At 39.7% G+C, this 12,591-nt stretch carries 11 protein-coding genes; 7 read left to right on the top strand and 4 right to left on the bottom strand.

Features of this window, described 5'->3' with window-relative positions; translation table 11 throughout:
* Positions 1-107 precede the first annotated feature (107 nt).
* Positions 108-1,130: a DUF4917 family protein gene (locus tag G7B18_RS01030; RefSeq protein ID WP_164121887.1), complete on the top strand. Its 1,023-nt coding sequence runs from the start codon at positions 108-110 to the stop codon at positions 1,128-1,130.
* A 388-nt stretch (positions 1,131-1,518) separates the two neighbouring features.
* On the opposite strand, the gene G7B18_RS01025 is transcribed toward G7B18_RS01030, so the two are convergent.
* Positions 1,519-1,989 (bottom strand): hypothetical protein, encoded by a 471-nt coding sequence (locus G7B18_RS01025; RefSeq protein ID WP_164121886.1) that lies wholly within the window; start codon positions 1,987-1,989, stop codon positions 1,519-1,521.
* 594 nt (positions 1,990-2,583) lie between these two features.
* Positions 2,584-3,159 (bottom strand): hypothetical protein, encoded by a 576-nt coding sequence (locus tag G7B18_RS01020; protein WP_164121885.1) that lies wholly within the window; start codon positions 3,157-3,159, stop codon positions 2,584-2,586.
* A gap of 609 nt (positions 3,160-3,768) precedes the next feature.
* Here G7B18_RS01020 and G7B18_RS01015 point away from each other — a divergent pair.
* Genes G7B18_RS01015 through G7B18_RS01005 form a run of 3 tightly spaced genes read left to right on the top strand, consistent with a single transcriptional unit; the run spans position 3,769 to position 9,037 of the window.
* Complete coding sequence (locus G7B18_RS01015; RefSeq protein WP_164121884.1) at positions 3,769-4,476, top strand: TlpA family protein disulfide reductase; 708 nt, start codon at positions 3,769-3,771, stop codon at positions 4,474-4,476.
* Positions 4,473-7,667, top strand: a complete 3,195-nt coding sequence (locus G7B18_RS01010; RefSeq protein ID WP_164121883.1) for a SusC/RagA family TonB-linked outer membrane protein — start codon at positions 4,473-4,475, stop codon at positions 7,665-7,667. The genes G7B18_RS01015 and G7B18_RS01010 overlap by 4 nt, the downstream gene beginning before the upstream one ends.
* A gap of 11 nt (positions 7,668-7,678) precedes the next feature.
* Positions 7,679-9,037, top strand: coding sequence for a RagB/SusD family nutrient uptake outer membrane protein (locus tag G7B18_RS01005; protein WP_164121882.1), 1,359 nt, complete (start codon positions 7,679-7,681; stop codon positions 9,035-9,037).
* A 50-nt stretch (positions 9,038-9,087) separates the two neighbouring features.
* Here the strand turns inward: G7B18_RS01005 and G7B18_RS01000 are convergent, their stop codons facing one another.
* On the bottom strand, positions 9,088-9,402 hold the full coding sequence (locus tag G7B18_RS01000) for a hypothetical protein (RefSeq protein ID WP_205601684.1): 315 nt from the start codon (positions 9,400-9,402) through the stop codon (positions 9,088-9,090).
* A gap of 217 nt (positions 9,403-9,619) precedes the next feature.
* Positions 9,620-10,621 (bottom strand): helix-turn-helix transcriptional regulator, encoded by a 1,002-nt coding sequence (locus G7B18_RS00995; RefSeq protein ID WP_164121880.1) that lies wholly within the window; start codon positions 10,619-10,621, stop codon positions 9,620-9,622.
* Between the two features lie 266 nt (positions 10,622-10,887).
* Between G7B18_RS00995 and G7B18_RS00990 the strand changes: the two genes are divergently transcribed.
* The 3 genes from G7B18_RS00990 to G7B18_RS00980 all read left to right on the top strand — a co-directional run bounded on the left by G7B18_RS00990 (position 10,888) and on the right by G7B18_RS00980 (position 12,538).
* The gene (locus G7B18_RS00990; RefSeq protein WP_164121879.1) at positions 10,888-11,043 is read left to right on the top strand and encodes a hypothetical protein; all 156 of its coding nucleotides are present in this window, start codon (positions 10,888-10,890) and stop codon (positions 11,041-11,043) included.
* 443 nt (positions 11,044-11,486) lie between these two features.
* Positions 11,487-12,125 carry a hypothetical protein gene (locus G7B18_RS00985; RefSeq protein ID WP_164121878.1) on the top strand — a complete coding sequence of 213 codons (639 nt, stop codon included), beginning with the start codon at positions 11,487-11,489 and terminating at the stop codon, positions 12,123-12,125.
* A gap of 74 nt (positions 12,126-12,199) precedes the next feature.
* Positions 12,200-12,538, top strand: coding sequence for a hypothetical protein (locus tag G7B18_RS00980; RefSeq protein ID WP_164121877.1), 339 nt, complete (start codon positions 12,200-12,202; stop codon positions 12,536-12,538).
* Positions 12,539-12,591: the final 53 nt, after the last annotated feature.

Here is a 12,591-nt window from a genome sequence, read left to right as displayed (position 1 = left end):
AAAGCTCGCGCCGGACGGGAATTGGCATCCGTTGTTGGGTTCCGAACTAGATTAACTCAAAGTGGTATTTACATAAAATTCTTTTATAAACTTTAAATCTTTTTATTATGAATAAAGATATGTTAAATAGGAATGGTATTGTAGATTGGGCATATTATTCTGATTCATTTGATTTATGTAATATTTTAATTGGCAACGGTTTTTCAATTAGCTTGTGTTCACGACTGAGTTACACTTCACTTTACCAAAAGTTCTCAAAAAATATCAGCAACGAATTAAAAAGTGTGTTCGAGAAGTTTGAAACTACAAATTTTGAATATATCTTGGAAGCGTTGGAGGTAACAAAAAAAATTAATAGTATTTATAATATTGATTCTACAGTTTTAGAACCGATAATTACCGAACTCAAAGAGGGATTAATTAAAGTTATTGCAGAAACGCATCCTAGTTACAAAGATATATCACCTTCCATATTTAGATCGCTATCTATTGATTTCGAGAGATTCAACAATATATATACGACAAATTATGATATTTTTATCTACAAAATAATCTTAGCATATAATGAGTTGTTAGACCGTGGTTATGTTAGTAGAAACAGATATAAAGATAATTTTTGCGACGAGATTACAAAAGGAAAACTTGGGTTGGATTTTTTTTCTGATGAAAGTAGAGTTATAAAATATCTGCACGGAAGCTTATTCATTTTTCATCAGAACTATACCTATAAATTTGTGAGAGGTTCTGACAGCGACGAGTATATCACTCTTTTAAAGCGGGAAATTCAAAATAACAATTTCCCACTTTTCGTAGCAGAAGGAAAATCGGAAGATAAGTTCAATGCCATTAAAAACAATTATTACTTACGTTCTTGCTATGAAGATTTGAAAAGGGAAAAAGATAGTTTGGTTGTCTATGGTCTTTCATTTCAAGAGTCTGACAAACACCTTGTAGATGCGCTGAATTCATCAAAAATTGATAACATCATAATATCAATTTACGTTGGCTCAAAAAATGAAAAAGAAATCATTGATGAAACCTCACGCTATAACTTGATGTTTCCAAATAAATCTGTGACTTTCTACAATTCAGAAAGTTTATTTCATTTTACTAATTATCATAAATTCTAATTGGATACTTCGTAGGCAATGTATCGAAGCATGGTATGGAATCGAAAACAGTTTGGACAAAGCGTACATGTCGAATGGGGGCTTTTCTTTCATGACCATGTCGTTTGAATAATTGAATATAAATAATCTTATTGAATTATTCCTCTGACACATTTTACGTTACAGTCTCGAAATCATTGGTATCATCACTTCGAAATACCCATTTAGATCGTCTTTCTGAGCATAGCTATAGACTGTACTTACGATCAATAACAGAAGAAAAGTTATTTTTCTTTTCATAATTGTAAAATCTAAAAATTTCCTGGCAACTCTATCTCTGGATTTCATTTGTGAAGAGAGTAGGAGTGCGTCAGATTACATCTTGTTTGCAGAAAGATAAGTTTTTTTCTTATTTTTTATTTTCACTTTCATCATAAACATAATTATTATCAATTTTGTCTTCTAACTTTCCACTAGGAGCATTTGGGTTGTAAGTCATTGTCATTACTCCTTTAAACCCTTTCTTGTCAGTGGATATGATGCTCTTATAGAAAATCTTAGCTAATACAATACTTGTTATAAAAGGTACAATAAGTGACGTAGAAACAGTCAATATCTTTGGATATATTTTATCTAAGCACAAAAAATCGTTAATAATTTTATCAAAATTAAAAAGCTGAATTAAATAACCAATTACAATATATAAAAATCCAAGAATATTCATGACTTGTCTTTTTAATATTTGTATTGCCTGGCTGACACCTAAATCGTTAGATAACGGAAGTGTTTTTTTGTATTCTAGAATTAAAGATTTACGTGATCTAAATACCTGATTTAAGACTAAAATTAAAGAACCTATTGCTTGTAGTATGATAGACATCTTAAATATATTTATATGCTATGAATTTACTCTAGAAGTTTTGTTTTCAAACATTCTATTTGTATTAATTGTCATCTAAGTTGTTAGTTACATATATATTTACAACACCAGGAAACCCTTTTTGGTCTATTTTCAATACTTTTTTGTAAAGTAATCGTGATAAAATTTTTACTATGCAAAATGATATGGTTAAAATAAAGAAAACCATTGAAGTTTTAATCCATAATACGTTTAAATGCAATATCAAATTAATCCTCTCATCCACATTAAAAAGTTGGATTATATAACCGACTAATAAATAGATGAAACCTAATGTATTAACAGTATGATTCCAAATTATACTTTTTGCTTGAGTCGGTGTTAAATTCGCAGATTGTGGCATAATAGATTTTTGTTCTAGAATTAGTGATTTTTTACTTCTAAATACTTGATTTAGGACAAGCAAAAGCGATCCGATGAATTGAAATATTATTGACATATCTGTTAATGGTTTTTAGTTGATTACGAAGCTAATTGAGACGTGTTTTTACTATACGCATCCTTCATATTATCCTTGTTTACCTTCAAAGCAAATGCTGGATCGGCTTTGGCTACTCACTTGTGAGGGTTTTTCCAATAAACATCGACCATTCTTTTTCCGAAATCACCATTCCTAAGTTTAATAGGTTTCTTTTCACTCTTTAAAGTTTGTTTTGATACGGCATATCTAAGAGCTTTTGACAGTTTGTCTTTAACGAAGCTTTTATCATACTTCGATGCAACGAACTCTTCTATTTCAGATAAGTACCGTGGTATTTCTAAGAACTTTGATTCGACAAGAACATCTGAAACAAATGCATTTATACTGCGATCTGTTTTTGTATTTAGAAAGTATTCGGGGTTGGCTTTATTGTTTTTTCTAAATTCAACTATACTTTCGCATTTAGAAATACTAGCTGGAATTTCTGTATTGATGTTCTTAATAGTAGCTCCTTTAATTCCCGTTAGTTTGCCAATATGTTCTGCTAACGCATCACTGAAATCCCTAGAAACATTTAGTATTCCGTAAATATGAGAAGCATCTCTATTAATAAAAGCCGCAAAACCCGCTACAGTAAGATCTAAATGATTCATAATTTGTTTTAATCGAATAGCCATCTGTTGACTATAGGTGTTTGTTTGATTAGTCATCTAACAAATACCGAGTTTATTTTACGCTAATAATTATCATTAATTTACTTTTATTGTAAAATTTATTTTTATATTTGCTTATCATAGTTAATTGCTATGCAATTATTTATGTATTTAGTGCAAATTATAAGTCTCGGTTCCTTAGTCTCACAATACAATCAAACCCGAGGACGATAGGTTGCACCCATATGCCTTTATTTTCTATATTCGCTATAGTTAAAGGCGTGGGTACTATCGTTTGATGCTGAGTTTGATGGCGTGAGACCCAAGGAATAAAGCTAGATAGTAACCCACGTTTTTACTTTCTTAACGAGACTTACCGTGAATAAACTAGGTAAGTTATGAGATTAAAACAGTTACAAAACAAAATCAAAGAACCTCCATAATCCTAAAGGAGTAAAAGTCATTATTGATGACTTAGATCGACGTATTTGCCAATTATTTACCGAAGAGATACCAATTATAAACGTCAAGGCATTTTCGCGATTTCATTCAGTTAATTTTTTATTTAAAACAGTGTGGCCTGATCGAGGATCAGGTACGTGTAGGTTGTTGATAAAAGTAACGCTCTGACCCGCCCTCATTAGGTCACACCTAATGAACCTTAGAATGATAAATTTTAATAGGGGTGGAAGAGAACTGCCCTTTGGGAAAGGTGAACAAGTTAACGTGTTAACGAGTTATCAAGACCGTTCGGGTCGTCCAATAGAACAAAATAATAAATATAGACTGCTTCTTCCGCTAGGGCGGTATCGCAGTGACGTAGTGTTTATAGTATTCTGTGTGTTGTTTAGTTGGTCTTTGGTTTCTCCTGCCTACGGGCAGGAGGCCAAAGGCCTTAATGAGGTACAGTCTTTACATATCGGACAGCAAGTGCCCGATGAATTTTGGACCAAGGAACACCTTTTCTTTATTAATGGCGATACGATACGCCGGACACTCGAAGAGCATAAAGGTAAGATGGTTGTGTTGGATTTCTGGTCCTCGGGCTGTGGCCCGTGTCTGTTGCATCAAAAAGAGATAGATATTTTCAAAGCAGCATATCCGAATGATTTGGCAGTAGTAATGGTCAGTAGTAATCAAAGTCGGGAGAATTATCAAAAACTGTACAACTTTATGAAACAAGGACGATTTGAGAAAGCAGGAATAAATCACCTAGTTTCTATTATCGAAGATGGTTATCTCGAAAAGCTATTTAGGCACTACGCATATCCCAGCTATTTCTGGATTAATAGGAGTGGTATATTACAAACTCATACCTTCCGTAATCTTTTAGACCACAATTATCAGGCACCATTTACGATTAATCCGAAATGAGAATTGCCACAATAATTGCATGTGTACTGATTGGAATCAGTGCACATGCACAATCTTTACTTCGAGGTAGGGTTTTAGACACATTAAATAAGGGACTTGAAGGGGTTACGATCCATGAAAAAGGAATGGAAAAAAAAGTTTTTACAGACAGGATGGGCAACTTTCAGATATATACAGCGGCAAAGGAAGGTACTTTGATTGTGCGATGCTTAGGGTATATCGATACGATGAAATCGTTTGACAGTAACAGCACGTTTCTATCCATTGTAATGCAGAATGTTGATGTGAAACTGGAACAGGTAGATGTTGTTAATACGGGCTATCAAACTCTTTCGCGAGAACGCTTTACGGGGAGTTTTGAGCATATAGACAATAAAGCGCTTCAAACGCGTACAGGGTATGGTATTTTTGAAAAAATAGAAGCTCTCGCACCTGGCCTTTTATTTGACAATAGATCCAGTACACCTCAACTGAATATACGGGGAATTAGCACATTGTCTACTGGTAGAATGGATCCTTTGGTCGTGCTTGATAATTTCCCATATCAAGGAGATATTGATAATATTAACCCGGAAGATATCGAAAGTGTAACCATATTGAAAGATGCTGCAGCAACTAGCATATGGGGAGCGCGTGCGGGAAATGGGGTAATCGTGATCACGAGCAAAAAAGCTAAAGAAAATGAAAGACCACAGCTATCTTACTCCTCCAACCTAAACCTTACTCCAAGACCTGATCTCCAGTATGACCAGCGTATCAATACTTCAGATTTTATAGATGTGGAGTTGTTTTTGTTTGAACGTAATCATTACAATGCCACGTATACAGGTAGTCGGAAGAAATCGATAGTTTTTTCACCGCTTATCGATATGTTGTATGCCAATAAGAATGGTGACCTAAGCGATGATGAGCTAAATTATAATATACGGGAGTTTAGAAAAGTAGACTATCTAGAGGAAGTAAGCCAACTCTTTTATAGGCCTCCTTTCGCTCAGCAACATCATATGTCTTTGTCAACAGGAAATTCGAGATTACAAAATAGGTTTTCTATCGGCTATGATCAAGGAAATGGATCAGAGATAGGAAATGCTTATAATAGGCTCACGGCTAAGGTCGTTAGTAGGTTTGTCTGGGGCGATAAATTTGATATGGACTTAGATCTATCATATAGTGATCAGTCTACAAAAGGATACGCCGATTTGATTAATGAATCCTACGCACCTGGAGGAAGTAGGGTTGGTATGTATCCCTATGTGAGCTTCAGGGATGGTAACGGAGAGGGACTCAGTATTCCCAAAAACTACAATCAGCAATATATAGAAAGCCTCTATGGAGGTCCACTGCTGGATTGGCGTTATATACCACTAGCGGATATTGGTAAATCCACAGTTAGTTCTTCGTCACAACATGTGCAGGGGGGGATACGTTTTTCTTGGAAACCTATTTCCGGATTAACTCTGGCTACGACCTATGGGGTTGAAAAACAATCAAGCTCAGGAAACAATATAAGAAGCGTAGAATCCTATTATATGCGTGACCTTATCAACCGGTTTACCCAAATAGAAGGTGATAAAGTAGTGCGTAAACTACCGCTTGGAGGGAGAAGGGATGACCAGAAGGGAGCTATGTTTTCACATCATATACGTGGGCAGCTAGGATATAACAGAACCTGGGGACTAGATCACAATGTATCGGTTATTGTAGGTAGCGAACTTTCGAATACCCAGAGCGCTAATAACGGAAACTTAGTCTATGGTTATGATATCGATCGTATGTCGAGCCAGCTTGTCGATTTCGAAAATACATACCCTATTTATGACGGTTTGGGGCCCAATTCAAGAATTCCAAGCGCAGGAGAGTTTTCACATTCATTGCGTCGCTTTGTTTCTTTTTATGGTAATACGGGTTACTTATTAAAGGAGAAGTATGGCTTCAGTATTTCGGCCAGAAAGGATGCCGCAAACATATTTGGGGTGAAGACCAATGATCGCTGGAATCCCTTATGGTCTTCTGGCATAAGCTGGCAGATGAGCAATGAAAATTTCATGAAGCAGATACGTTGGTTGGATAGGCTCAATTTTAGGATTACCTATGGGCATAGCGGTAACTCGGGTGGAGCCGCGAATTATCTGCCAACGATAAGATATATAGCACCATCGACGTCAGGAACCACGCAGCTACCTGCGGCGGCCATAGCTAGGCTTTCCAATCCCGTGCTTCGATGGGAGGATGTCGCTACAACTAATATAGGTGTTGATTTTTCACTTTTAAAGCGGAGTATCATCGGAAGTATCGATGTTTACAGGAAGAAATCTACCGATATACTATCGGATGATCTTATTGATATTACAACGGGTTTTAATACGATATACCGCAATGTCGCTTCATTGACGGGGCATGGGGCAGAGATGCGTCTGTCGGGTAGTTATCAATGGGGCGGTCTGTCCGGCAAAACTACCATTAATGCATCTGTAAGCCGAACTAGAGTAAAAGAGATGTACGGTACGATAGGCCTAGGTAGGACATATGTTCAGAATGCAGGCAGACTGATGCAGCCTGTAGTTGATAAGGAGCTGTATCCTGTTTATTCCTATAATTTTGCGGGTCTTAATCCTGATAATGGAAATCCAAAAGGTATTTATAAAGGCGAGCAATCCGAAAATTACACAAAGCTTATTAATGACTCTTTGCAAAATATGGTCTATCACGGCACCGCATTGCCCCCTTACCACGGTTCGCTGATCCAAGAGCTCTCTTTTGGAAATTGGAGCCTTTCCTTGTTGTTTGCCTTCAAGTTTGGACATTATTTTCAGAAGCAGACGATACGTTACAAGGATCTTTTTGATAGCTGGGTAGGCCACAGCGATTATAGTAGTAGATGGCAAGCACCGGGTGACGAGGCATTTACGAATGTCCCTTCTATGATTTATCCCGCAGTTGCAAACCGGGACAATTTTTACGCAAACTCTTCTGCAAATGTCTCCAGAGGAGATATTGTCAGATTGCAGGATGTGAGCTTGTCGCACAATTTTCGAATAAAAGTGTCGGGGAGGACAATTACAGGCCGAATGTACGGTAAGACAAATGGGGGCACGCTAATATGGGCAAAAAACAAATATGGAATTGACCCTGATTATTTGGGCAGACCACCAGAACGTCGTTATAGTTTGGGGCTACAGTTAAGTATTTAAAATCTAGAATTATGAAGATTATATTAATATTACCGTTATTACTATTGGTAGCAGTGATGTTATCCTGTGATAAGTTTTTGGACGAAAGATCCTCCAATTCCGTCGGAATACCGACGGGTGTTTCTGATCTTAGGAGGTTACTGGATAATGAATTTGATGTAAACCAATTCTACCCGGCACAATTGGAAGCCTCCACGGATAATTATTTCCTTAATGAACAGGGCTATGCAGGGCTTCAGGATATTCATCAAAGTGTTTATACCTGGGAAGATCAGGGCATGAATCAGATGAATTGGACTCGCCCTTACAGGGCAATCACAGTTGCAAACGTTGTTATAGAGACTTTGAATAGAATGGAAGGAGGTTCAGCAGAACAACGTAAAGAGCTGGAAGGGGAAGCCTTATTTTTAAGGGGCACCGCATTATTTTACCTGGCGCAGGTATATTGCAACCATTATAGTTTACTAAACTCGGTTGAAGGCCTTGGGCTTGTACTACGATTGGATTCAGAAGTAGATATTAAATTGGGTCGAGCCTCCCTTCATGATACCTATAGTCGTATTTTGGATGATCTGACTAAAGCTTTAGAATTGCTGCCCAATTCAACCCCTTATATAACACGCTCCTCAAAACCAGTCGCAGCGGCTATGTTGTCCAGAATTTACTTGGTGACAGAACTGTTTGATAAAGCGGAGGCAATGGCTGATATTGCCTTGGGATATAATGATAATCTGCTGGATTTTAATAGCTTGGATTTGTCTGCACGTTATCCATTTTCATTATCCAATAATGTAGAGATAATGTATCTTGGTGTTTCTGCGGCAGCAGCCTATAATACCGCTATTTCTACTGCGTTTATCCCGGATGATCTTTATGAACAATATGAAGAAAAAGACTTAAGAAAGCAAGCCTATTTTCGCACGTCGGGTGCAGGGAGGAGGTTTAAAGGGTTTTATAACGGTGTAACTTCAGGGTATTTTGCTGGTGTAGCAGTGGACGAGCTATATTTGATAAAGGCAGAATGTATGGCCAGAAGAAACTCGCTGGATGAAGGGGCGGAATACCTCAATACGCTATTGCGGCATCGATATGAAGCAGGTAAATATACCGATCGCGTATTTGCAGATAGTAAAGAGTTATTGGATAACGTTCTTATAGAGCGCAGGAAAGAGTTGCTATATCGAGGGTTAAGATGGATGGATCTGAGGCGGTTAAATATATATCCCGAATATGCCATAACACTTAGTCGAGTAGTGAAGGAAGGAAATGTATCTAGCGTATATACTTTGAAACCGGGCGATTTGAAGTACACTTTCTTGATTCCTTGGATAGCGGTTAGTAGCAGTGGATATCAACAGAATCCTAGGTGATAATAACAGAAATGGGGGCAGAGGTATTTGTCCCCACTTCTGTTAATGGTTTAATTTGCCCTAAAATCTGATACTACTGCGTTTGTAGTTGGAGTACTGCCAAGTGAGCTCAATGCATCTGTAATAAACTCAGAAACGGTTTTGGTCTCATTTGAATTGGGATCATACACGTCTTCATCCAGCATTGGATTTCCTAATGCATCTACCGGCGTCTCAATCTTGCAAATAGTTTGCTGTGGAAATCCACAAGGTTTGTCTAGATCCGGGTTTGCACTGTAGTGATTCGGATTTAATGGGTCTGTTCCCACAAAATACCGCGTAGCTGTTGTTACTACATTGGCTTTAGTTGGGTTTTCTTTTTTCATCACTTCTTTCGTAATTGCAATCGCACCGATTGCAAAGAAAGCCAAGATTAGAGTGAGGAGTGATGCCCACACTTTTTTGTTTTTTCTCATAACATCTGTTATAAATTAAGTTCCTTATAATCTTCACCTTGAAGATCATAATCCAAAGGTAGGAACGAAGTGCGGGTTGATTGTTGTAAGAATCCGGAAAATAGCTTGTGAAAATCCGTAGACTTGGCTACCCGCGGTACTGGCTGGGACGTACTCCGTATTTTTTCAAAAATGCATTGCTAAAGGCGGGTATGTCGTGATAGTGTAGTCGGTAAGTCACTGCAACGATACTTATACCATTTTTAAGGAGTAGGGCGGCACGTTCTAGCCTTTTGTCGTTAATATATTCTTGTAGGCTTTTCTGATGTAATTTTTTATGCATTTTGCTCAGATGGTCTTTGTCTATATAATATAGATCGGCGATTCGAGCTATCGTAGGGATTTCCTTCTCTTTGTCCAATAAATCCTCGATATACTGACGTACAGTTGTTGTCACTTCTTCTTTACGGTATGGAGATGGGCTAGCGGCTGCTTTTTGCCGATCGTGAGCACTCTGCAATCGTCCCACAGCCGCATAGATATTGGTATCCTGTTGGATGCCGGCTATCTGGGGATGCTCGAGTATGTAGTAGAGCTCGGTGCGCATATCGGCCGTGATGGGGGCTGGCTCGCTACGGTATAGTTGGTCCGGTAGTAAGATCTGGGGGAGGTCTTCCAGATCGGCAGCCGATGGTTCCCTGTGTTTGTCCAACCAGTCGGTCACGATAGTATAGCCTACGATCAGATGCCGTCCGATGGGTACATCGCACAGGAATTCGCCACAAGCGGCATAGATCTGATGCTGATAGCCTTCGGTCAGGAGAGGCCCCTGATCCGCGACCTCGCTAATGCCGTAGCCGCCCTGTAGCATATACTGCCAGTGTATATCGGGATACCTGATCGATACCGGTAGGTATAGGGGCTCTTTGGCTTCGATCTCGATGCAATAGGGCAGGATGTACTTGCTCTTGTACCATTGTATACTGCACCAGCTGTCGTCGATCTGCCAGCTCTTGGCCTCGCCATAGGCCATACGGTAGCTGCTACCTCGCGGTAGTTCGCTGCTCTCGCGGGCATGCGGGTAGTAGCGCTGCGGCTGGATAACAAGGCTTCGTATCATAGCTCTCTCTGGAATAAGGAAATACCTCATCCCAGATACGAATATAATTTAGGAGGCTTTTGGTTCCCATTTATGGGATGAAAAGGTACGTTTTAGGGATGAATGCCTACAGAATAGGGATGAAGCAGCATATTTTGCGCTATGAGGGGCGAGATAGGATATCTGGACTATGTATCCCAAGGCTTGTAAATTTTTAACGAGACGACTGACCTTAGTGTTGTATTCCGCAAGGGATATGGGCTTACAGCTCCGCCCGTCTGTAAAGGGAGCCATTCAATGTTGTAAACACTAAACAAATGAAAGCAACACACAAAAGCCGCCTATGGCGCAAAAGAGAAATGTCGCTTGCAGTTACTGGCGAGAGACCTATGGTCCAATTGATCGGGGTATTCAATGATCAATCTCCAACGGATAATGATCACGAACCGAAGTGTTTTTTTACGGGCCTCTAGCTGATCTGTTTTAGCAGTCAAGGGATGCGATAAGCTGCATCCCTTGTTCGCAGCGACTTAAACTTATGGATATGAATGATCAATTTACATTTAATACGATCGCAGCAGATTGCAGGCAGATCTACCGACGGGAGGACTGTATCCAACAGTTGGACTACCTGTTGTTTGCGGCAAACTGTAGGCAGTTTTTACCAAAATTGCCCTGGGCAGACTACCATAGCTTGTACCTGGGCGTACAGCTCAACCGGCGCAAAGCGGCGTGGGATCAGTTGCAGCAGGATCAACTATTGGATTTTGCCGATCGGGAGGGGCTCTTTAGACGCTTGGAAACGTATAGAACAGCGCCGGGAATGATCCTGACCTTTCACTACGGTTCGTTTCGGCTATTGCCACGCTTATTGTGCGGTATGGGCTTCAAGCTGGCGCTCCTGATAGCAAGGGAGGTGCGTGCCAAACAAGAAGCTCCGCTACGCGAACAGGCATCGCTGATGGATACCGGAGGTGATATCGTCTTTATCGATGCCGAGGATCCGCACTGCTTCAGGGCGATGATGCGTCTTCAGGCCGAAGGCTATCATATACTGGTCTATATGGATGGCAACACGGGTACGCAGCTACAGGTAGATCCGGCAAAGGCGATGCGTATACCGTTTCTCGCAGCGGTTATTGCGCTGCGTAAAGGGCTGGCCGCATGGTGCCACCGCAGGGGCTGGCCGGTATACATGATCTGTCCCGCTACAGTCTGGGATGAACCGCTGGACTTTGCGGTAGAGTGCTTGAGAGCACCCGTAGACTGTACACTCGAACACTATACCAGACTGTTCTACAGTCGCTCCTATGCGCTACTGGAAAAATCCATACGGAGAAGGCCCGAGGGCTGGGAGGGCTGGCTGTATCCGCACGCGTTGGCATACCCGGTACAGTCCGCGGTTAATGCGGCTTCGGATGTACCTAATTGGCTCATTTATAGTAATGAAAAGTTGTTTTTGAAGCTGGATTTTCAGAAGTATGCCTGGAGCTATATCACTAAAAGGCAGTGGTTCAAATTAAATAGAAAGCTGAAAACTAGGTTGTTTGAGTGAAAAATAATAAATAATTTAATTAACTTAGGGTACTTTAATTGTTTTTAACCAACTTATTGTCCTTTTTATCTACTATGAGGTGCAGAAATATCGGCAATTTTGGAAAGATCCTTTTATGGAACCTGCTGCTGTTGATCGGCTTATTCGTCTTGGTCCTAATGCGAAACGGTGGCAATTATAACGGCAATCTGTTCAAAGGTTCCTTGTATTTTATCCTGATGTGCTCCCCCGTTTTTTACCTGATGCGATGGTTTATCAAGGAAGGGTTGTCGGATCAGCCTGCAAGGAAATGGATCTATGCCGGTTGGGCTGTGCTATATCTTTTCAGTATCCCATATGCTTTTTTATTTATCTATTGGATCCTACCGTCGGTAGAAGTCTTTTTGTTCAATCCGAAGGGGCGATTTACATGACTGACATTTATCGGTAATGTAGCTGCCCAGTTCATCCTACTGGCGGCTATCAC

Source organism: Sphingobacterium sp. xlx-130, assembly GCF_011007405.1.
Lineage (GTDB): Bacteria > Bacteroidota > Bacteroidia > Sphingobacteriales > Sphingobacteriaceae > Sphingobacterium > Sphingobacterium luzhongxinii.
Note: the sequence above shows the minus strand (reverse complement) of the source record. Positions and strands in the feature narration are given on the sequence as shown.

Excerpts from the sequence above, each read along its gene's own strand:
- G7B18_RS01005 (WP_164121882.1), top strand. The coding sequence starts at position 7,679 with ATGAAGATTATATTAATATTACCGTTATTACTATTGGTAGCAGTGATG.
- G7B18_RS01000 (WP_205601684.1), bottom strand. The coding sequence starts at position 9,402 with ATGAAAAAAGAAAACCCAACTAAAGCCAATGTAGTAACAACAGCTACG.
- G7B18_RS00995 (WP_164121880.1), bottom strand. The coding sequence starts at position 10,621 with ATGAGGTATTTCCTTATTCCAGAGAGAGCTATGATACGAAGCCTTGTT.
- G7B18_RS01015 (WP_164121884.1), top strand. The coding sequence starts at position 3,769 with ATGATAAATTTTAATAGGGGTGGAAGAGAACTGCCCTTTGGGAAAGGT.
- G7B18_RS00990 (WP_164121879.1), top strand. The coding sequence starts at position 10,888 with ATGAAAGCAACACACAAAAGCCGCCTATGGCGCAAAAGAGAAATGTCG.
- G7B18_RS01025 (WP_164121886.1), bottom strand. The coding sequence starts at position 1,989 with ATGTCTATCATACTACAAGCAATAGGTTCTTTAATTTTAGTCTTAAAT.
- G7B18_RS00980 (WP_164121877.1), top strand. The coding sequence starts at position 12,200 with ATGAGGTGCAGAAATATCGGCAATTTTGGAAAGATCCTTTTATGGAAC.
- G7B18_RS01010 (WP_164121883.1), top strand. The coding sequence starts at position 4,473 with ATGAGAATTGCCACAATAATTGCATGTGTACTGATTGGAATCAGTGCA.
- G7B18_RS01030 (WP_164121887.1), top strand. The coding sequence starts at position 108 with ATGAATAAAGATATGTTAAATAGGAATGGTATTGTAGATTGGGCATAT.
- G7B18_RS01020 (WP_164121885.1), bottom strand. The coding sequence starts at position 3,159 with ATGACTAATCAAACAAACACCTATAGTCAACAGATGGCTATTCGATTA.